We start from the raw sequence: 20,623 nt of genomic DNA on the forward strand, positions 1-20,623 counted from the left end.
GGGCCATGATCCTGGCCGCCGGGCGCGGCGAGCGCATGCGGCCCCTGACCGACACCTGCCCCAAGCCCCTGCTGGAGGTGCGCGGCAAGCCCCTGATGCAATGGCCGATGGAGGCGCTGGCCGCCGGCGGCTTCACCGAACTGATCGTCAATACCGACTGGCTCGGCGCGCAGATTTCTGACCGCTTCGGCCCGACCCCCTTGCTGGATGGGCATCCTGCGCTATCGATTTCATACTCCGACGAGGGCCGCGACTTCGGCGGCGCGCTGGAAACAGCCGGCGGCATCGTGCGTGCGCTGCCCCTGCTGGGCGATGTTTTCTGGGTCGCGGCCGGCGATGTCTTCGCACCCGGATTCGCCTTCACGCAGGCCTCGCTCGAGCGTTTCATCGCCAGCGGCAGGCTCGCGCACCTCTGGCTGGTGCCCAACCCCGCGCACAACCCCAAGGGCGATTTCGGCCTTTCCGCGGACGGCCTCGCGCTCAACACCGCGCCAGAGAAGTTCACCTTCTCGACCATCGGCCTGTACCGCGCCGCGCTCTTCGCCCCGCCTTACTGCGACATCCCGAACGGCAACCCCGCCGGCCGCAAAGCCCCATTGGCCCCGATCCTGCGCGCCGCGATGGACAATGAACTCGTGAGCGCCGAGCTCTACACCGGCCCCTGGACCGATGTGGGAACGCCCGAACGGCTCGCCCAACTGAACACGACGCCAACAAGATGACCGCAGCAGACATCGCCACCACGATCTACGCCGAGCGCCGCGCACGCCTCGCCTCGCAACTCGGCAAGGACGGCATCGCCATCATCCCGACCGCGCCCGAGCGGCCGCGCAACCGCGACACCGACTTCCTGTACCGCCACGACAGCTACTTCTATTACCTGACCGGCTTCACCGAGCCCAACGCCTGGCTGGTGCTGGCAGGCGACGGCCGCGCCACGCTGTTCTGCGCGCCCAAGGACATCGAGCGCGAGATCTGGGACGGCTACCGCCTCGGCCCCGACGCGGCGCCCGCGGCGCTGGGCGTCGACGAGGCATTTCCCGTCACCGAACTCGATGCGAAGCTGCCCAAGCTGCTCGAGAACCGCGCCACCGTGTGGTTTCCGTTCGCCATCCACAAGGGCCTGGAAAGCCGCGTCGACGGCTGGCTGCAGTCGGTGCGCGCGCGCGTGCGCTACGGCGCGCTGTGCCCCGACGAGCAGCGCGACCTGTGCGGCCCGCTCGACGAGATGCGCCTGGTCAAGGACGCGCACGAGCAGGACATCATGCGACGCGCCGCGCAGATCAGCGCCCGCGCGCACGTCCGCGCGATGCAGCTGTCGGCCCGCATGCTGCGCGAGGGCAAGGACGCCCGCGAATACCACCTCGACGCCGAGCTGCTGCACGAATTCCGCCTCGGCGGCTCGCAGTACCCGGCCTACTACTCCATCGTCGCGGCAGGCTCCAATGCCTGCGTGCTGCACTACCGCGCCGACGCCGCGCCCGTGCGCAAGGGCGAACTGGTGCTGATCGACGCGGGCTGCGAGCTCGACGGCTACGCCAGCGACATCACGCGCACCTTCCCGGCCGACGGCAAGTTCACCGGCCCGCAGCGCGCGCTGTACGACCTCGTGCTGGCCAGCCAGGACGCGGCCGCAGCCGCCACCAAGGCCGGCAACCGCTTCAACGATCCGCACGACGCGGCGGTGAAGGTGTTGGCGCAGGGCATGCTCGACTTCGGCCTGCTCGACGCCAACAAGGTCGGCAGCGTCGACGACGTGATCGACACGCGCGCCTACTTCCAGTTCTACATGCACCGCACCGGCCACTGGCTCGGCATGGACGTGCACGACTGCGGCAGCTACGTCGAGCCCACGCAGGTCGGCGAAGTGAGCGAGCGGAAAGATCCGCTGTCGAACGAAGTCATCAAGAACCGGCCCAGCCGCATCCTGCACCCCGGCATGGTGCTCACGCTGGAGCCCGGCATCTACGTGCGGCCCGCCGACGGCGTGCCCGAGCAGTTCCACAACATCGGCATCCGCATCGAGGACGACGCGATCGTCACCGCCACCGGCTGCGAACTCATTTCGCGCGGCGTGCCGGTGAAGGCGGACGAGATCGAGGCGCTGATGCGAGCCTGACCGCCCGCTGCGACACCGGCGGCGGTGCATGCCGCGCCTGCAGGAAATCGATGAACACCCGCAGCTTGCGCGGCATCTGCGCGCGGCTCGGGTAGTAGAGATAGAAGCCCGGGAAGGTCGGCCACCAGGGCTCCAGCAGCGGCACGAGACAGCCGCTCGCGAAATCTTCCAGCACCGCGCCCTCGAAGGAAGTGGCGATGCCCGCGCCGGAGCGCGCGGCCGCGAGCAGCAGGTCGCTGTCGTTGCTGATCAGCGGGCCGGCGAGTTCCACGTCGAGCACGCGTCCGTCCTGCGCGTATTCCCAGCGATAGAGGCCGCCGGTGGTCAGGCGGTAGTTCAGGCACCGGTGCTCGCGCAGGTCTACGGGCGTGCGCGGCAGCTTGCGGCCCTTCAGGTAGCTGGGCGCCGCGTAGGTGACCATGCGCAGCGGCCCGCCCACCGGCACGGCCACCACGTCCTGTGCGAGGCTTTCGCCGAGGCGAATGCCGGCGTCGAAACCGCCTTCCACCAGGTCGACCATGCGGTTGTCGCAGACGAACTCGAGCGTGATGTCGGGGTAGGCCGAAGCGAACGCGCCGAAGTGCGGGAAGAAGAGCAGCTCAGCCGCCACGCGCGAGACGTTCAGGCGCAGCAGGCCGGCGGGCTTGTCGCGCGCCTCGTCGAGGCCTTCGACAGCCTGCGCCAGCGTTGCCAGCCCCTGCTGCGTACCCGCCAGGAACTGCTGGCCCAGCTCCGTCACGCCGACGCGGCGCGTGGTGCGGTCGAGCAGGCGCACGCCGAGCTTCTGTTCGAGCGTGCGCACGGTCTGCGAGAGGGCCGATGGCGACACACCGAGTTCTTCCGCGGCGCGAGTGAAGCTGGCGTGATGCGCCACGCGGGCGAAGGCGGCGATGGCGGGCAGCAGTTCGGGCGACATGGCGGCCATTATGAAGACTGGCTTCATAAAGCATTCGTCTCAGCCGGCTTTTTCCGAAGCAATCGCGCAAATACCTTCGAGGCCATGGCGATGCGGCCCTCGCGTCGCCACCTTCACCTCGACACGAAAGGAATCTGCATCATGAAGCTGGACGACTACATCACCCTCGGCCGCTCGGGCCTGCGCGTCAGCCCCATGTCGCTGGGCACCATGACCTTCGGCCAGGAATGGGGCTGGGGCGCCGACGCGGGCGAATCGCGCCGCATGTTCGACGCCTACGTGGAGCGCGGCGGCAACTTCATCGACACCGCCAACTTCTATACCAACGGCAGCTCGGAGCAGCTGCTGGGCCAGTTCATCGCCGACCGGCGCGAGTCGGTGGTGGTAGCCACCAAGTACTCCCTCAACATGCAGCCGGGCAACCCGAACGCGGGCGGCAACCACCGTCGCAACATGGTCCGCTCGGTGGAAGCCAGCCTGAAGCGCCTGGGCACCGACTACATCGACCTGCTGTACCTGCACATCTGGGACAACCTCACGCCTTTCGATGAAGTGATGCGCGCCTTCGACGACCTCGTGCGCTCGGGCAAGGTGCTGTACGCGGGCATCTCCGACACGCCGGCCTGGCAGATCGCGCGCATGCAGACGCTGGCCGAGCTGCGCGGCTGGGCGCCGCTGGTGGCGCTGCAGATCGAGTACAGCCTGATCGAGCGCACCGTGGAACGCGAGCTGCTGCCGATGGCGCAGGAGCTGGGCCTGGGCGTGCTGGCGTGGTCGCCGCTGGGCAGCGGCGTGCTCTCGGGCAAGTACACGCGCGCCGACCTCGACCATCGCAAGGACCCGGGCTCGGGCGTGACGGGTTCGCGCAAGGACGTGGCCGTGGGCAACGGCGCACTGACCGCCCGCTCGCTCGACATCGCCGAGACGGTGACGCAGATCGCGAAGGAGCAGGGCCGCTCGAGCGCGCAGATCGCGCTGGCGTGGCTGCTGCATCGTCGTGCGCCGACGGTGATGCCAATCATCGGCGCGCGCACCTTCGCGCAGTTCGAGGACAACCTCGGCGCGCTCGAGGTACAGCTCGACGGCGAGGCGCTTCAGCGTCTCGACGCGGCCAGCACCATTTCGCTGGGTTTCCCGCACGACTTCATGGCGCTGCCGATGACGCAAGGGGTGCTCTCGGGCGGCAGTTCGGTGCGGCGGCCGGCATGAGGATCGTGCTGATCGGCGCGGGCGGCACCATCGGCCGCGCGGTGGCTGCTGCGCTGGCGGATCGGCACGAGGTGATCGCCGTCTCACGCCGCAGTTCGCCGGGCATCGATCTCGCGGAGCCGCAGACCATCGACGCGCTGTTCGATGCCGTACCCGAGGTCGATGCGGTGGTGTCCACTGCGGCGAGCGTGAGGCTGGCGCGCTTCGGCACGCTGTCCGATGAAGAACTCGCGCACGCGCTGCGGGCCAAGCTCTTCGGACAGATCGCGTTGCTGCAACGCGCCGTGGCGCGATTGCGCGAGGGCGGCTCCGTCACGCTGACCGGAGGCAGCTTCGACGGCGTGCTGCCGGGCGGCAGCGCGGGCGCGCTCGCGAACGCGGGGCTGGAAGCCTTCGTGGCACAGGCCGCGCCCGAACTGCCGCGAGGCTTGCGCGCGAACGTCGTCGCGCCCGGCTGGGTGCGGGAGACGCTGGATGCCCTGGACCTGCAAGGCCCCAGAGGCACACCGGCGCGCGAAGTGGCGAAGCTCTACGTGCAGGCAGTGGAAGGGGCGATGAGCGGGCAGGCGCTGCGCGCCCTCGTCACGACGTGATCGAAGCGAGCAGCAGGCTGCACAGCGCGACGCCCGTGGCCGCGAACGCGATCCAGTGGAAGCGTCGCGGCGCATAGCTCAGCAGCGCCACCGTCGACAGCGCCGCCGCCGTGAGCGCACCCAGCCAGAGCACCCAGCCGATCGAACTGCCCGCCGCCCGCAGGCTCGCGCAGAGCGAAAGGCACAGCAGCACCGCGCCGCCGAGCTGCAGCCAGCGACGCCACGCACCCGGCGTGCTGCCGCGGCCGAAGACGTCTTCGCTGTGGCGGTCCATCGCGAGGCTCAGCGCGCAGAAGCCCGCGAGCGAGGCGGCGAACACGAGGCCGAGGAGCAGCGAATCGATCGTCGTCATGAACCCTGGCCCGATGCGGCAAGCGCCGACTGCGGCGATGGCGGCGCCTTCTTCTCCGCCTGTTGCTGCCTGGCGGCGATGGACTTGCGCCGTTTGCGCTCCACGAGCCATACCGCGCCCGCGAGCCCGAGGCCCAGCGCGATCGTGACCAGATCGAAACCCGCCACCGCGGTGGGTCCCGAGCGCAGGCTCACGGTCAGCGGCGTCGGGCCGGTGAAGGCATTGAGCACCGGCAGCAGCACGAACAGCAGCGCAGCGGCCGCCAGTTGCGCCTGCCACATGCGCAGGGTGGGCCGCAGAAGCCCCAGCACCGCGGTCGCGCCCCAGACGATGAAGAACCAGCGGATCTCCGCCTCGCCGCGCTCCGCGATGCCCACCGGCAGCAGGCGGTTGGCCCAGAAGAAGGCGGCCATCGCGACGGGCAGGCCGGCGATGGCACCGAGATTCAGCCCGTCGACCAGCCGCAGGCCGAAGCTGACGCGCCCGCCCTGCTTGAGCGTCTTCGCGAACTTCTGGCGCTCCTTCACGGCCCACAGCAGCAGTCCCGTCGCCACCATCAGGCAGCCCGCGAGCCCTGAGAGGAAGAACAGCGCGCGCAGCAGCGGATCGCCGAAGCGGCCGATGTGCAGGCCGTAGAGCACGCCGCGCGTCTGGGCCGCGGACTTGGGCACGTCGCCGAACGCGCCGATCAGCGCGCCAGTGGTGCCGTTGAACATCATCGAAGGCTTCTCGTACGAGATCTGCGGGCCCTCGGCACGGGTGATCGCGACGACCGCGTTGGCATCGTTGGGCTGGTGCACGGTGATGCGGCCCACGGCGGCGCCGTTCCAGTGCGCGGAGGCCTGCGCGATCATCGGCGCGATGGGCGCGAGCGGCACCTTGTTGCCCGAAGCCTTGACCTGGTCGCGGCCCGTTCCCGGGAACGCCTCGGAGAAGAACGCCTGCTCGCCACCGCGATCCTTGTAGGCCGCCTGCGGCCCCCATGGCATGTACATGAACATCAGCGTGACGAGGCCCGTGTACGTGATCATCAGGTGATAGGGCAGCGCGAGCACCGCCGTCGCGTTGTGCGCGTCGAGCCAGGAGCGCTGGCCCTTCTTCGGCCGGAAGGTGAAGAAGTCCTTGAAGATGCGCTTGTGCGTGACGATGCCGCTGAAGATCGCCACCAGCATGAACATCGCGCAGAAGCCGACGATCCAGCGCGCCCACAGCGCGGGCATGTAGTGCAGGTCGAAATGCAGGCGGTAGAAGAACTCGCCGCCGCGCGTGACGCGGGCAGCGGAGAGGGCTTCGCCGGTGGCGGGGTCGAGCGAGGCGCGGTCGAAGCGGCGGCGCGGCTTGTCGCCGGGTGCGGCGGCGCCCGAAGCAGGCGTGGCGAGATACAACACGTCGGTCGACGGCTGGCGCTCGGTCGGCAGGTTGATGAACCAGCGCGGACTGCTCGCTCCATGCTTCTGCAGATAGGCCACCGCGCCCTCGGCCGCCTGCAGCGGCGGCACCTGGGCCTGCGCGACCACATGCAGCTCGGGCTTCATCCAGAAAGTGATCTCGTCCTTGAAGTACGAGGCCGTCCCGGCCGCGAACACCATGAACAGCACCCAGCCGACCAGCAGGCCCGACCAGGTGTGCAGCCAGGCCATCGACTGGCGGAAGCCTTCCTTCATGCTGCGCCTCCTGTGGAATGCATGAGCAGCAGAAGCAGGCCCAGCGCCGTCGCCACGACGGCAAGGCCGAACCAGGCACGCAACGCGGTGCGCGCGGCGAAGACCCACATCACCGCGAGCGCGAAGATGGCGAAGGAGGCGAGCATGCCGGTCATCGTGGCTTCGCTGCGTGCCATGCCGAAGAGGGCAGGCAGGCACACGGCGAGCACGATGGAAGACAGCGCCGCGACGCCGTAGCCGCCCGCGATGGCGGCAATCGCACGCGAAGCCACGCCGAGGCGCTGACGAACGCCAGCGCTCACGACGCGCGCCGGACGGCGTGCGAGGTCGTTCGGAGATTCATGGGAACGAGGAAGAAAGCTCTAGAAGATGAGAATGATACTCATCTTTAAAATCTGCCTCAGCGGAAAAAAAGCGAACTGGGAGTTGCATCCCAGCTCTCTCTCCCTTGTTGCTTTTTCCTACGGTACCGGCACTGGTGCAGCAGGATGCCAGCGAGCAGAGAACACCTTCCATTCAAAAAACCGGGATCCGATCTGCACGATGGACCCCGAACTGGGGTTGGCAGGAAAGGCCTGGTCATAGGCGCGCATGCGATAGCCGGTCAAGTAGCCCGATCCTGTGGCAAGCCCGGCCGACGACGACAAGGCGCCACTGGTGCCTGCGGTTTGCGCAGCAAACCCAAGGGCGCTGCCGGCATTCCAAAGCACGGTGGCCAGGGGTGCCGACAACGCGCTTGCCGAAAGCGCGCCCGCTGACAGGAACATGGCTTCCACCCGCCCATCCATGGAGACCGGGTTCTGCAGCCCGACATCCGCCGAAGCCTCGGCCGACCCCTGACTGGCGAGCTGCGAAGCGCATGCCGGGAGCCCCAGCGCATCAAAGATCAGGCGCCAGACCAATGGACGCGCACCAAACGTTCGTTCTGCGAATGCAGAAGTGCCATACATGATCAATCCCCTTTTGTATCGAATGCAGTGATCGAGCAGGAAGATGGCGCATGACTCATGCGTGCCCGCTCGGCCAGTTCGCCCGAACGTCGTAGCCGTTGATCGCAGACGCATCCAGGGCGTCGATTGCCAGGTGATGTGCCCTTTCGGCTTCGAAGCATGCGCGAACATGGGAAGCAATGGAACTCATCAATACGTTCATCTGCGGCAGCGTGAACGTGACCCATCCGGATTCGATCTTGAGCGACACGTCCGTATAGCCATTTGCCTCCATGCCCTGAATGGCCTGTGCGATCCGGGCCCGGTCATCGATGCCGGTTTTCACTTTCACGCCATCGGCCAAGGTGATGCCGCCTGTCTCAACCGACCAACGTTGCATAGTGACCGCGACCTTCAGCTCCGATCGGAGCTCATCAGGAGTGAGCTCTAGCTTGGGTTCCGCGGGCAAGTCCATCAACACCCATGCACCGGAGACGGCAACGGGCCACATCCCGTTCAAGGGCTTCGGAGGGGCGGATTCGAGGCAGTCGCCCGGCACAAGATATCGGTCTTGCTCGAGGGGAGATATGTCCGTCCTGTCGAGTTGCTTCAGCCCACAATAGGCCTTGGTTTCAGGATGAAATGCATAGACAGTTTTCATATCACCTCAGTAGCGAATGCAAGGGAGCAATGCGATATTTCGAGGACGGACATACCTGTACACCGCAGTAACGGCATTGTTTGCATTACTGCTGATAGCTCGTATCTGCGTGCCCGGCTGGGCACTACCGTCGGACTCGTAAGTCGTGAAACCGTCGCCTGGAACGGCACCGCCGGCATAACCATAGTGGTCGAAGACATGCGTTGCCAATTGGAACGAACCGAAATTTCGTCCTCCATCGACGCCCCGCCCATCGTCCCATCCTCTAAGGAATTCACCGCGCAGATCGGGCACATTGAAAGTAGTAGACCCATTGCCTGCGCCGAAGATGGTTCCAATACGGCCAAACAACCGGGCGTAGGTCACTCGCGAGAGTGCCGCACCATTGGCCTTGACAGTACCGACAGCGGGCGTGTTGCCGGCACTGAACACAATCTCGCCAGCAAGATAGAGTCCAAGCGCCTCCTGCCATTGGAAACGCAGTACGTCGGTGGTCGGCGCCAGGATCGTGAGCGAAAGCCTCTTGGTGGTGGAAGTGAAGTTGACCAACGCTCCCGCATTGCTGGATGCAACCACCTCGGTGCGCGCCACGGTATTCGCTGAAACATAGCTCCCGATGCCCAACTCGAACTCACCCGTGGGCCGCCCCACGGCGTTGACGCTCTCGCACAGATAGTGGATGGTGGACCCGACCGGCACCTTCTCTGCGAAAGTGAAGTACCCCAAGTCGGCGCCGGACACCACGAGGTTGCCGGTGCCGAGCGTGGTGCATGACTCGACAACACGGTTTTCGAAGACGACAGCCATGCTCAGACCTCGAACGTGACTTTGGTGGTCGTCTTCAGCCGAGGCGCAACGCCTGCCTGGATCGGAATGACAGGGTCGAGTGCACCGTAGGTCAGCAGGATCCCGTTACCGGCGGCAGCGGTGCCGATGCCGAGGTGCGTCGCGGTCGATATGCCGGCGCCGCTCACTTCGACGAACTCCATCGCCGCTACCAGGTTGGCGACGTTCCCCGCAACCGTCCAGCCGGTGGGCCCGCGCGTGACGGCAACGCGCGCATACCCCGGGTAGGTCACTTCGTTCGTCGTCTGGCTCGCACCTGCGCCCGGCGATGCGGTATGAAGACTCACATACAGAGACGCGGAAGGCGAAGTTGCTGCGTTGTCGGCAATGCCCGGAATCGGTATTGCCTGGAGAACGAGCTTGAGAAGCGCATTTGCAGAGGCGGTGGTGTAAGGCATAGGGTGCTCCTTGGTTGAATTGATAGGACTGGTTGAAGTTATTCAGGAAGCCTGCTCAACCGTGCTCGGCACGGCAGGAAAGTCAGCTAAGGGGTAGTGCAGCAGGGCGCTACGCTCGGTGATGGAATCGATCAGTGCGTCATGAGCCGCTTCGGCAGAGAAGCACACCTGCACATGCAACGCAACAGCCTTGGCCGCTTCCTGCAAAGCCTTGCGCGTCACACGTCGGAATCCGCCTGGCGTCTTGAAATCGATCTCTTCGATTCCGGTCTGCGCCATGTCAGCGATGGCGGCGGCGAGGGCTGCGCGGTCTTCCCTTCTGGTCCCCACTTGCAAGCCGTCGGACATGGACAGGCCCGCCACTTCGAGCTCCCAGCGTCGACGTGCAATCTCCGCCTTCAGGTTTGCACGCAAATCTGCAACTGAGCGAGGATCACGCCACGTGTGCGTCGACCAGTCGAAGACGTGGTCGGCACTGGGGCGCATCGGCATGGCGACAGGCTGACCGTTGACGATGTAGTGATTTCGGGGCACCTCCCCCATGAATAGCGCCTCTACAGGTGCCTGCAGTTGGGCGGCACAAGACTCGCGGAGCCCGACGGAGCCCCAGCGCAGTACTTCGCCGGTGATTCGGTTGTAAATCGTGAAGAAGAACATGTTCAGCGGCGCGTGGACAGCGCGTAGATGGAAGTGCCAGCAACACCGGCAAATGGCGACGTGGAGACCATCGTCAACGTGTGACGACCTGGAGACAGCGGAACGACGATGCCGCCCGAGATCGTGCTCAATGCGAACCCCGCTCCCTCCCACTTCTTCTCGCCGTCGACAAAGATATATGCCGACGCCGTGGACATGACGAACGTGCAACCGAAGATGAACGTCGGCAGCGTCTTATCGCCGGGAATGTCGTGAAGAATGGTTGCGGAGTTGCCGCCCGTAGCCCCCGCCGTGGGAACGGTCACCGCCTGTCCACGAATGCTCAACGTATCGATCACGTCGACCTCGTTGATCGTCAGTTTGTCGTTGTCTAGGTTGAAGCCCGGCCCCCACATCTGGAAAGACCCACCGGCCGAGTTCATTCGCAGGCCAGCTTTGTCGCACATGATCTCAGCGAAGGTGTGACCGCTCTGGTGTCGCGCAAACACCCAACCCCATTGCCCGTCGTAGATCCACTTGCCCGCGCTGCGCAGATAGCCCCAGCCACCAACGCCGTCGCCCGAGATATCGACCTGGCCCGCAGTCACGTAGCCCAATCGCGATGTGATGGCCGACAGTTGGTTGACGTTGATCGCTCTCGCGCTGACTGTCCCGTCGACCACCAGATTGCCGTCGATACCGACCGTTGAAACGCCTGCGACGGAGCCGACTACGAAGGGATACTTGATCGCCCCTTGTGTGTCGATGGTGCTGATGGCGAAGCGGTCGACGAGTACAACCAGGTCACTCTGCTGACCATCGTTGTTGAGCAGGATGCCGGCCGTCTTGTTGCCCGCCACCACCTTGAGGCCCCACTTCGCCGACAGGCGCCCGGTCTCTCCCGCACGCACGGCAGACTCCTGCGCGATGGATGCTTCTGCACCGTTCACCCGCGCGGCGAGCGTGGTGCGAGCAGCGGCCTCGGCCTCGATGGCCGTAGCGCGCGCCGTTACCTCTTGGCGCACCGCCGAGATCGCACCGCGGTCGCTGGCCTCCGCACTGTACGGCGTGACCGGAAAGCGGCCTCGCTCGGCCTTGATGTAGCGAAGTCCGAGCATGCCGCCAGCGGTATAGCCGGTCCAAGAAAAACTGACGGCCGCTTTCACCGCGCCATTTGGCGCGATGGCCTCGACGGCCAGATCGTTACGGCGCTCCTGCGAGTTCAAGAAATCGTGGGCACCGGCCCTCTGGTTGCCGGTAACCCCCAGTGAGCGGCCTGCTCCATCGAAGAATTCGAGGACAAGGCCTGACGTGCCCGTATCGGAGTTGAAGCGCGTGTCTCCCGAGGCAGAGTACCAATTGCCAGGGCTCACGGGAAAGCGCGGGCTCGCGATTTGGCCTTCGAACGGAATCTCGCTGATCAACCGCGCCGAAGTGCCCCAGTCATCCTGCTCCAGGATCCATGTGCCCACGCTCGCGGTCCATCCGTCTAGATCGAACTCGAAGCCCCCGTTGAACACGAGGTTCGCGCGCACATAGCCCACGGCCCTCGCGGCAACGGTATCGATGCGCTGAGCCAGCTGCTCATTGCCCTCGGTCACAAGGTGCTGCACCTGCGTGATCGCGGTGCCGCGCTCGATGGTCTCGTCGAGCAGGCGCTCGGCGATACCGGAGTTGACGTTGAGCAGGTCCGCGACCATGCCATCGAGCCCCTCCTGGAGCTCGGCCAGCGCTTCATCGATCGAAGGCAACGAAGCAAGCTGGACGTAGCCCGCGTCGCTGGCATTGCCAGCCGCATCGAACGCAGTCACCCAATAGATGCGCGTGGCAGCCACAGGCTCGTTGCGCACGAAGTTGAGCGAACCCGTGCGACCGATCTCGACAGCTTCGGCCAGTGTCGGCCCCACCTTGACGATGTAAGCCGAGATGGGCTGCGTGGTGCCGCATGGCTGCCAGGCCATCTCGATCTGCGACCCCCACACTTCGCCACGCACGATCGGCTGCGCAGGCGGCGCGACCTCGATGGTGGTGGAGATAGGCACACCCCACACACCCTGCGTATTGCCATGCTGCGCCCACACCTTCACCGTTCCGGCCGGCAGCCATCCGATGTTCGCGGTCAGGGCCTTGCCGGTCCATCGCTCCACCGCCGTCTCGAAGGTCGGCCCGATGAAGATCCGCGTCGCACCCCACTCGAGCAGGTCGATGCCGGCCGGAGCCGACCAACGTGCCACCACGCCGTTCGGTTCGACGGTGAGGCTCAGCCCCTCGACGTCGCCCGGCTTCACGCTCGCGCCCTGCAGGGTGTGCGTGACCATCGTCCAGTAGCTCGACGCATAGGCCGTCATGAACCGCACGCGCACCTGGTACTCGCCGTGCACTTCGAGGCCGAGCAGGAAGGTCTCGGTGGCCGTGCCCGGAAGCGTGACGCTCTGCCAGTCGCCGACCGGCGAAGTCGTGCGCCATTGCACCTGGACGTTGCCACCGCGTCGCACGGAGTCCTCCGTCGAAGCAGACCAGCTCACGCGCGCGCGGATCACCAGCGTGCCGCCCTGCTGCACCATCTGCTCCTGGCCGCTGCGCACCTGCAGATCGAGCGGAGGCTGCGGCAGCAGGAAGGGGTTCGGCAGGTTGGTGTTCGGCGACGGATCGCGCCGCACTTCGTCGGCGGTGTCGTAGAAGGCTTCCTCGTCCTCGATGAGTTGGAACGAGAGCGGCGAACTCAGCGAGTAGGTCCAGTCCTGCACGCGGAACGGCTTGTTGGCGAAGCCGTACAGCGCGCTAGTCAGCACGATGCGGTCACCGGGCTGCAAGTGCCACGCCAGCATCTTCGGATGGATCTGCAGCACGAAGCCGCCACGGCTCTGCTCCACCAGCACGCGCGCGATCTGGTGGGTGCGCGCGTGGGCCGTGGTGAAGGGCAGCACGAGGTCGAGGAACTTGTCCTTCTGGTCGTTCTCGCGGAAGACCGCGTTCTGGTACTGCTTGAAGTCTTCCGAGACGCCGTTGCGCGTGAGGTTGACGTACGTGCCCTTCGCGCCGTTGTAGCGGGCAGTGCCCGGGTTGCAGGTCTGCACCACGGTAATGGGCGCCAGCAGGTCGTCGTCGGTCAGCGAAAGGACGGGCGTGGTCCACGCACCGGCCAGGATGCGCCAGACGCCGCCCGACTCGAGGCTGTAGCCGGCCATCGTGTCTTCGAGCTGCTGGCGCGTGCTGTCGCGGTCCTGATCGGAGCGGAACATGCCGTCGCAGGTGTAGCGCGCGACACTGCCGCCGTAGTTGGGGCGATCGGCGGCAACCGTGGCGGGGTTGTAGATGGCCGTGTCGCAGGCGTTGGCGGCAACGATCAGCGCGTTCTGGTCGATCTGGTCGTTGGAGGCGAGGTAGCCTTCTTCCGAGCGCAGGAAGTCGGCCAGGCACAGCGCGGGGTTGCGGCTGTACACGGTGGCGCCGGTGCGCGGGTCGAAGACCTTCTTGCCCTTCACGTTCGCGGTGATCGCGGGCAGGCCACCCTGGAAGCGTTCGACGAAGAGGTTGAGCGTGACGACGATGTAGGTGTAGCCGCTGAGCTTGTGTGCGTCGGTCCACAGTCCCTTGCTGGCGGGCCACGGATCGAGGTTCGCACGCATGTACGCGTCGGCCGTGTCGACGCCGTCGGGCGACAGGTGGATCTGCACGTTGACGCCGGGCACGCCGCCACCGATCGATTCCGAGTCGGTGACGATGAACTCCGGGTTCGACGAGTAGCCGTTCGCGTCGAGCGCGCCGATCGAGACACCGTCGATCTGGATGTCGGTCACGGCCTCGCTGGGATGCGCGGCCAGGACCATCACGACGTGCTTCAGGTGGCTGAACTCGCCACCTGTGAGCACTGCGACCACAGCGCCACCGACAGGTGCGGGCTCACCGTAGATGACGGTGTGCGGCGCATCGGACGCAATGATGGTGGTGGTGCGCTCCTTGATGTTCGCGACATCCTCGGCGAGCTTGCGGGCCGCAGCGGCCTTGGCCTGCTTCTTGGCCTGCATGTTGCCGTAGGCGCTCGACACGATTGAGAGCGCGGTCGATACGATCATGCCGCCTACGGCAGCTGCAGCTCCGGCACCCGCTCCCACCGCCGTACCAATAGCCACAAAGAACGAAGAAATGGGCTCGGCCATTGCCGCAGTGGAAGCACCCAACAGCGCTCCAAAAAGAAGGGCAAAGCGAATCAAACGCGCCATGTCGCAACCCCCGCAGTAAGTGGCAAGAACACGAGCCGATCTGTCGCCGGCGCCGCGATGTGCGACCCCGTGCAGATCCCGAAGCTGTAGCCCGACACTCGCCCGACCTTGCCGCCGCTGCGCGCCAGCACCACGTCACCGCGTTGCGCCATCGCTCCCGGCAAGGCCGGGCCGAGCCGCTCGGAGGCTGCCGACATGAACCCGCCTGCTGCACGCACCGCGCGCATGGCTGCCAGCAGGTTCTTTCTTCCGACAGGCGCATCGGCCTCGCGCAAGTCCGCGAGCGGATCCTTCCCCGTGCGCGCGATGATCCAGTCCGCGGCGATGTGCACGCAGTCGTGCCGGAAGTACTCGAAGGGCGCGCTTCTTCGCGCCGCGATGAAATCGTCCAGGTTCTTCGTCATGTTCATTTGCCTCGTGCTCGGGCCCAGTAGTTCAGTGCCATCTGCAGGTGCTTGTTGACCCACACGGTGGGCGACCCGATCATGGAATTCAGGTACTCGAAGCCGCGTTCTTCGGGATGTCTGGCGCGGTGCTGGGCGTCGTTGGTTCGCAGCGACGCGGGGTTGGAACGCACGTCGTAGGAGGCGGTGCGGCAATCCATCGAAATCTTCGCGGTGGTGCCGTCGCGTTCGATCTTCAGCTGGTCCATGACGCCCGCGAAACGCAGCACCGGTTCGCCGCTGACCTGCAGCGTCCCCGCGTCGAGCAGCGCGATCCACACGCGCACGCCGCGGTCCTGGTAGTCGCTCGGGTCGCCGAGCGCGAGCGCGCGTGTGCCGATGTCGACGGGCGACAGCGTGAGCGTCAGCTTCTCCGCCGCACCGTCTTCGCTTTCATGGAGCTCGCCGATGGAGCCCAGGTTGCCCACGCCCTGCCATGTCTCGCCCATCAGCTGAAGACTCAGGGGCCAGTTCGTGAGGCGGGCGGTGCCGCTTCGGAACTTGAGCTCGACGAGAGCCAGCTGGCCGAAGGTCTGCGCGCGCGCGGCCATCTGGAAGCCGGAGTTGGTCTGGACGGTCATTATTCCCACGACTCCATCAGGTCCAGGCTGAAGCCGCCTTGCGTGCGCGACTCCGAGGCCCAGGTGGTCTTCGTGTCGACCCGACGCATCAGGCAGTTCGGGCGATCCCAGACGACCGGGCTGCCGGCCACCACGGGCGTGCGCAGCACGGGCTCGAAGCGCACCGTGATCGAGCCGGACGCATCGGCCACCGCATCGGCCTGGATGTGAAGCATCTGCCGGTGGTTCGATCCCTGGTTGATGCCGATCCAGTCGCCCTGCAGCAGCGTCTTGCCCGCTTCGGAGGCGCCCATGCGGATCGTCAGCTCGGACGCTCCCGCGGCGGCCGCCACCGCGGTCCAGGTACCGCGCGCCGTGCCTCGCGGCACGGGCTGCAGCATGTCGTGCACAGCCAGCACGTTGACCTGGCCCCGCATCGAATGCACCAGCGAGCGCCAGGCGGCGGCATCCCGCATCAGCGGAATGCGCTCCTCGCTCACGAGCGTGCAGGTGCGACGCGCCGGGCCGAGCACGGCGACCTGCATCGCGCCCGATTCGCTGTTGCTGAAAGTCAGGTCGTAGGCCTGGAGGCCGAAGTCCTGCCGCTTGACCGGCAGGTCGGGTGGAAGTGTCACGATGGTCATTGGGGAAGCACCTTCACGCGCTTGAGTTGTTCCATCTGCCCACGGTTGTTCTCCGCGAGCAGGCGTTGCATGTCGGCCATCACCGCACCGCGGTCGGAACGGGCGTCGATGTGGAAGACGTTGGAGGGCGCGAACTGGATCGTCGGCACGGCATTGCCACCGCCGCCAGGCGCACTGACCCCGAGACGGCCGTCCGAGCCGCGGCGCAGGGGCATGATGGCTTCGGGGCCTGCTTCGCCCATGAGTCCGATGCCGTTGGCGAACGGGAAGAACGTGGGCTGGTTGACGACGCTGTTGGCGTAGGCGTGCAGGCCGGGGGAGGCGAAGACGTTGCCCTTGGCGTTGGCCCATCCATTCAGGCTGATGAAAGTGCCAAGGGTGTCGCCGCCCAACATGTTGGAAATTCCGGCACTCGCAGAAGTCCATCCACCGCTGAACAAGCCGGCAACAGCTCCAATGAGCCCTCCGATCCCGGAGGATGAACTGCCCCCGGATTTGGAGCCTGTCCCCGAGGAGCCCTTGAGCGCACCGGTCAGCCAACCGGAAAAGCCTTCCACCGCATCTTTCAACGTTGCGTCATAGAACGCATCCGCCAGCGACTTGACGAGCTTCTTCTTGAGCGCTTCGCCCATCTTGTTGATCGCACCCTGACCGCCGCCTTCCAACAGGTTTACGAACCCGTCGCGGAACACGCCACCGATGTCGTCGGACATCTTCTTGGCCGCGTCCTTGTCCTTTTCCTTGTCCTTTTCCTTGTCTTTCTTCTGCTTCTCGTCGGCTGCCTTGAGGCTCTCGGATTTCTGGGAGACCTGCAGCAGATCCCTTTCGGCCTTCAGGCGATCCTGCAAGGACTGGATGTACGCAGGATCGACGTTCTCTGTGGCGTCGAGCTCCCTGATCTGCCGCTCCAGCTGCACGATGTTGAGCTTCTGGATCTCTTCCTTGGAAAGACCATAGACGGCGTTCTGTTCCTCCAGGGCACGCGTCTGCTCACGGATCCTGTCGACGGCCTGCTGCGAAGTCTTGAGCACCGCATTCCGGGGCACCGCGTCCAGTTCCGCGTAGCTGCGATCCGCTTCGTCGTTGACGAATCCGCGCTGCTGCTCGACGACCTTGGAGCGCTGCTCCAGCTTCTGCCTGTCCGCTGCCGATCCCTTCTTCGTACCCAGCAGGCGCAGCTCCGCCTGGATGGCGTCCTCCTGGTCCTTGAGATCCTTCAGTCGCAGGTCGCGCTTCTGGCGGATCACGGCGTAGTCGTCGAGCAGATCGCGCTTGCGCAGGCTGTCGATGTTCTTGAAGCCCTCGGCGGTGACTCTTGCCTTCGCGTTGTATTCCTCGCGGATGGCCTCGATGCTCATTCGAAGGCCATCGTCCTCGGCACGAGCTATGCCGGAGGTGCCCGTTCCGGTTCGCTGCCCCTTGTCTTCTTTCTTCTCTTCGCTCTTGGCAATGCCAGCTTGCTCAGTACGAGCAAGGTCCGCCTTTTGCAACGCGGCCGACGATGCTTTTCGCTGGCTCTCCTCCAGCGTCGCTTTCCAGGCCTGCGCCTCTTCCAGGGCCTTGTTCTGGGACGCACCGACCTTGCCGCGACCGAAAGCCGCGCCTCCGCCATTGCTGACAAAGCCACCGCCCTGTTGGAGCTGCGTGATCTGTGCAATCTCCTTGTTGACGGTATCGAGCTGCTGTTGGAGCGTGATCGGGCGCCCGATGTTGAGCATGGCGTCCCACGCTTTCTGCGCAAAGCCGGTAATGCTCAGCCAGCCGCGCTCGAGGCTGCCGAGATTGGCGACGGCCTCGGTGGTGCGGTCCTTCATCGCGGCAGCGAACGTTTTCTGCGCGAGTGCCGCAGCTTCTTCTTTCTTTCCTTGCTTCTCCAGCGCGACGATGCGCTCGTAGGTGCTTGCACTCAGGTAGTGGTAGGTCTCGTTGAGCTTTGCCGATGCCTTGGAAGGCTCGTCCGCCAGCTTGACGAAATTGCCCACAGCGTCATTGATGGATGTACCCAGCACGCGGTTCATTTCCGCCGTTGCACCAGCCACCTCGCCCACGGCGTCGCCACCGATCCTGCCGGTATTGACCACTGCCGTGACAGCCTCTGCCGCCTTGGAACGGGTGCCTTTCGTACCCGCAATCTCGATGGCCTTCGTCTGGAGTTCGTCGTTCGTGAGGCCGGAGTAGTTGCCCGTCAGCGTGTTGGCATTGGCGAATTCCGAGGCCTCCTTTCGGCCTTCGACATAGGCCTCGGTCAGCAAGGTCACGGCGCGGGTCGCCAGATTGAGAGGCGAAACGAGATCTTTGGCATAAGCGGCGACACCGCCGAGGGCCGGACCGATGCCACCGAAGGAAGAAACCAGCTTTGCCCCTTCACCCACGAACGAGGTCAGCGGCGATTGCCCGCTCTTGAGGCTCGCGTACAGACTGTCCACCGATGAGGAAACCTTCTCGATGGCGGCCTTCGCCTTTTCCTCGGCCTCCTTCGCAGCCGACTCGGCCTTGGCCTTCGCCTCTTCGGCTTTACTGGCACCGCTGAGGGCCTTGTCGATGGCCTTCGAGACTTCGCCGACGACTCGAGAGATGTCGGCATTCGCGACTGTCGCGCTCACCATCATCTGAAACGACGTTTGTTGTATTGCAGCCATGTCTATATGGTCCGTTTGAGCTAAGAAAAAAATGAGGCCGACATCCGCCGGCCCCATGCTTCTTCGATTGGCCGTGGGCCCGCGTCGGCGCTAGACGTTCAGCACCGCGATGCCTTCGTCTTCCATCACCTGCAGCTGCAGGAACACTTCACGCTGTCGCGCACGCGGAATGCCCAGGCGCCTCATCGCCACGTCGACCGCGCCGAAGTCGAGCCCCTGGAACCACGCGCCCGCTGCCCCCGCGACGACCCGCCACTGCGTTCGGCAGGCATGGAACACCTCGAATGCTTCCTGGTGTTCGGGCCATAGCTCGAAAGGTGGCGGGCCGCCGCCGCTGGCCGTCGAAGAGACGAGCCTGACCGGGTCGAGACCGAGCGACGCGCACTGGCTGCGGAGATCGTCGTCCAGCTCGTCATGGACGCGATGCTCTGCTCCGAGCACTAGGCGCGCGGCGCCTCTCAGTTTTTTGCCGCGGCCGGGTAGGCGTGCTCGAAGTAGCTGTAGGCGATGGCTGCCTCGAACGAGGGCCATTCCTCCACCGCCGCCGCACGGTTCTCGACAGTGCAGATGAAGGGCGCGCCGTCGTCGCCGTCCAGGCCTTTCCAGTCGGCCAGCACCATGTCGAGCAGTTCCCTGTCGGTCAGCGTCCTGCCTTCGAGGCGCGACTGCAGCGTGTCGTTGTCGGACTTGGTCAGTCGCTTGAAGACGGCACTGAAGCGCACTTCCTCGACCTGGCCGTCACCCGGCACGCGCATCACCACCGGGGCGACGAAGGTCGGCTTGACGGCGATCTTGAGTTTCTGGGGCATCTCTTTGTGTTCCTCTGTGCGATGGTGGTGACGGCGAAGCTCAGCGCACGACGATCGACCACTCGTCGTTGCCCGCGCCGGTGGGCACGAACTCGAGCGGCACGGTGATCATCTGCACGCCGTCGACGTCGCTGAAGGTCGGCTTGCCGATCTGCGCATGCGGCGACAGAAACTCCACGACATTGTTCGCGCCCTGGCCGTGCTTGAGCGCCAGGTTCACGCGCTGGCTGGCGCGGGCCATGCCGATCCAGTCCTTGGTCGCGACCGAGGTGTTCTCGAAGGTGACGGAGCCGGTCGACACGCGTGCGGTGATGTCCACGGCATCCACGGTCATCAGGTCGCGCTTGATCACGGTGTTGCCCGCATCGAAGCTGAAGGCGTTGGCGGCCACGCCGAGGCCGTCGAGCGTGAGGGTGGTGTTGGCCTTGTTCACGCCCAGCGGGTCCATGAACTTGCTGTAGTCGGCCACCGGCAGAGGTGCGTCCTCGGCGGGCACGAACAGGCCGGTGAACTCGAACTGCCACTTCGGGATGCCCTTGGCGTTGATGGTCGCCTTCACGTTGCCGTGCGCGTCGGTCATCTTGTAGACCGTGCCGTCGACGTTGCCGTAGATCGTGAGCGACTCGAGCGCGTCAGTGACCGGCGCGAAGGTGGTGCTGACGCCTGCGGCAGTGGTCACGCCGATGGCACAGCCGCGCATCAGCGAGGCATATGCCGGCACGTCGCCGGCCGCGGCCACGCCGGCGATCTCGACCGAGAACGCGATCTTGCTGTACTGCGTGACCAGCACGGAGCCGCGCGAGCCGAAGTAGGGGCGCACGTTGTCGCGCTGGACGACGTCGCCTTCGATGGGGGTCAGCGTGACTTCGCTCACCAGGATCGCGTTGGCCGCGCCCGTGGGCACGGCGTCGGTGCCGCGTACCGTTTCGGCCTTGGCCAGGATGGCCATCTTGCGCATGAGTTTTGCCATGTCGGCGTTCTC

The 20,623-nt window shown here is 65.6% G+C and carries 21 protein-coding genes; 4 read left to right on the forward strand and 17 right to left on the reverse strand.

Features of this window, described 5'->3' with window-relative positions; genetic code table 11:
* Nucleotides 1-5: 5 nt before the first annotated feature.
* Nucleotides 6-722: a nucleotidyltransferase family protein gene (locus tag ABL840_RS38700; RefSeq protein WP_093300572.1), complete on the forward strand. Its 717-nt coding sequence runs from the start codon at nt 6-8 to the stop codon at nt 720-722.
* Nucleotides 719-2,119, forward strand: a complete 1,401-nt coding sequence (locus ABL840_RS38705) for an aminopeptidase P N-terminal domain-containing protein (protein WP_093300266.1) — start codon at nt 719-721, stop codon at nt 2,117-2,119. Before ABL840_RS38700 ends, ABL840_RS38705 begins: the two co-directional genes overlap by 4 nt.
* Here ABL840_RS38705 and ABL840_RS38710 read toward each other — a convergent pair.
* Nucleotides 2,061-3,035, reverse strand: coding sequence for a LysR family transcriptional regulator (locus ABL840_RS38710; RefSeq protein WP_093300574.1), 975 nt, complete (start codon nt 3,033-3,035; stop codon nt 2,061-2,063). The two genes, ABL840_RS38705 and ABL840_RS38710, sit on opposite strands and share 59 nt — an antisense overlap.
* A gap of 141 nt (nt 3,036-3,176) precedes the next feature.
* Here ABL840_RS38710 and ABL840_RS38715 point away from each other — a divergent pair, with 141 nt between their 5' ends.
* Together ABL840_RS38715 and ABL840_RS38720 are read left to right on the forward strand one after the other, a co-directional pair.
* Nucleotides 3,177-4,244 (forward strand): aldo/keto reductase, encoded by a 1,068-nt coding sequence (locus ABL840_RS38715; RefSeq protein WP_093300267.1) that lies wholly within the window; start codon nt 3,177-3,179, stop codon nt 4,242-4,244.
* The gene (locus tag ABL840_RS38720; protein WP_093195862.1) at nt 4,241-4,837 is read left to right on the forward strand and encodes a short chain dehydrogenase; all 597 of its coding nucleotides are present in this window, start codon (nt 4,241-4,243) and stop codon (nt 4,835-4,837) included. The genes ABL840_RS38715 and ABL840_RS38720 overlap by 4 nt, the downstream gene beginning before the upstream one ends.
* Here the strand turns inward: ABL840_RS38720 and ABL840_RS38725 are convergent.
* The 16 genes from ABL840_RS38725 to ABL840_RS38800 all read right to left on the reverse strand — a co-directional run bounded on the left by ABL840_RS38725 (nt 4,827) and on the right by ABL840_RS38800 (nt 20,611).
* Entirely contained in the window at nt 4,827-5,189 is a 363-nt protein-coding gene (locus ABL840_RS38725) for a DUF3325 domain-containing protein (RefSeq protein ID WP_093300268.1), read from the reverse strand. The genes ABL840_RS38720 and ABL840_RS38725 overlap by 11 nt on opposite strands.
* Nucleotides 5,186-6,853 (reverse strand): PepSY-associated TM helix domain-containing protein, encoded by a 1,668-nt coding sequence (locus ABL840_RS38730; RefSeq protein WP_093300271.1) that lies wholly within the window; start codon nt 6,851-6,853, stop codon nt 5,186-5,188. Before ABL840_RS38730 ends, ABL840_RS38725 begins: the two co-directional genes overlap by 4 nt.
* Nucleotides 6,850-7,155: a DUF3649 domain-containing protein gene (locus ABL840_RS38735; RefSeq protein WP_143042910.1), complete on the reverse strand. Its 306-nt coding sequence runs from the start codon at nt 7,153-7,155 to the stop codon at nt 6,850-6,852. The genes ABL840_RS38730 and ABL840_RS38735 overlap by 4 nt, the downstream gene beginning before the upstream one ends.
* 159 nt (nt 7,156-7,314) lie before the next feature.
* Nucleotides 7,315-7,803 (reverse strand): hypothetical protein, encoded by a 489-nt coding sequence (locus ABL840_RS38740; RefSeq protein WP_143042911.1) that lies wholly within the window; start codon nt 7,801-7,803, stop codon nt 7,315-7,317.
* Nucleotides 7,804-7,858: 55 nt separating this feature from the next.
* Nucleotides 7,859-8,443: a DUF4376 domain-containing protein gene (locus ABL840_RS38745; RefSeq protein WP_093300274.1), complete on the reverse strand. Its 585-nt coding sequence runs from the start codon at nt 8,441-8,443 to the stop codon at nt 7,859-7,861.
* Between the two features lie 6 nt (nt 8,444-8,449).
* Complete coding sequence (locus ABL840_RS38750) at nt 8,450-9,250, reverse strand: phage tail protein (protein WP_093300275.1); 801 nt, start codon at nt 9,248-9,250, stop codon at nt 8,450-8,452.
* A gap of 2 nt (nt 9,251-9,252) precedes the next feature.
* The gene (locus ABL840_RS38755) at nt 9,253-9,687 is read right to left on the reverse strand and encodes a phage tail fiber protein (protein ID WP_093300276.1); all 435 of its coding nucleotides are present in this window, start codon (nt 9,685-9,687) and stop codon (nt 9,253-9,255) included.
* 42 nt (nt 9,688-9,729) lie between these two features.
* Nucleotides 9,730-10,344: a DUF4376 domain-containing protein gene (locus ABL840_RS38760; RefSeq protein WP_093300277.1), complete on the reverse strand. Its 615-nt coding sequence runs from the start codon at nt 10,342-10,344 to the stop codon at nt 9,730-9,732.
* A gap of 2 nt (nt 10,345-10,346) precedes the next feature.
* Nucleotides 10,347-14,399 carry a phage tail tip fiber protein gene (locus tag ABL840_RS38765; RefSeq protein WP_093300278.1) on the reverse strand — a complete coding sequence of 1,351 codons (4,053 nt, stop codon included), beginning with the start codon at nt 14,397-14,399 and terminating at the stop codon, nt 10,347-10,349.
* A gap of 134 nt (nt 14,400-14,533) precedes the next feature.
* Nucleotides 14,534-14,950, reverse strand: coding sequence for a DUF6950 family protein (locus tag ABL840_RS38770; protein WP_093300280.1), 417 nt, complete (start codon nt 14,948-14,950; stop codon nt 14,534-14,536).
* A 2-nt stretch (nt 14,951-14,952) separates the two neighbouring features.
* Nucleotides 14,953-15,570, reverse strand: coding sequence for a hypothetical protein (locus ABL840_RS38775; protein WP_093300281.1), 618 nt, complete (start codon nt 15,568-15,570; stop codon nt 14,953-14,955).
* On the reverse strand, nt 15,570-16,193 hold the full coding sequence (locus ABL840_RS38780; RefSeq protein ID WP_093300283.1) for a hypothetical protein: 624 nt from the start codon (nt 16,191-16,193) through the stop codon (nt 15,570-15,572). The genes ABL840_RS38775 and ABL840_RS38780 overlap by 1 nt, the downstream gene beginning before the upstream one ends.
* Nucleotides 16,190-18,832: a phage tail tape measure protein gene (locus ABL840_RS38785; RefSeq protein WP_176947415.1), complete on the reverse strand. Its 2,643-nt coding sequence runs from the start codon at nt 18,830-18,832 to the stop codon at nt 16,190-16,192. The genes ABL840_RS38780 and ABL840_RS38785 overlap by 4 nt, the downstream gene beginning before the upstream one ends.
* 90 nt (nt 18,833-18,922) lie before the next feature.
* The gene (locus ABL840_RS38790) at nt 18,923-19,273 is read right to left on the reverse strand and encodes a DUF1799 domain-containing protein (RefSeq protein ID WP_418116151.1); all 351 of its coding nucleotides are present in this window, start codon (nt 19,271-19,273) and stop codon (nt 18,923-18,925) included.
* Nucleotides 19,274-19,290: 17 nt separating this feature from the next.
* The gene (locus tag ABL840_RS38795) at nt 19,291-19,641 is read right to left on the reverse strand and encodes a hypothetical protein (protein WP_093300286.1); all 351 of its coding nucleotides are present in this window, start codon (nt 19,639-19,641) and stop codon (nt 19,291-19,293) included.
* A gap of 40 nt (nt 19,642-19,681) precedes the next feature.
* Nucleotides 19,682-20,611: a hypothetical protein gene (locus ABL840_RS38800; RefSeq protein ID WP_093300287.1), complete on the reverse strand. Its 930-nt coding sequence runs from the start codon at nt 20,609-20,611 to the stop codon at nt 19,682-19,684.
* Between the last annotated feature and the right edge of the window lie 12 nt (nt 20,612-20,623).

The organism is Variovorax sp. NFACC27, from assembly GCF_048301545.1.
Taxonomy (GTDB): domain Bacteria; phylum Pseudomonadota; class Gammaproteobacteria; order Burkholderiales; family Burkholderiaceae_C; genus Variovorax; species Variovorax gossypii.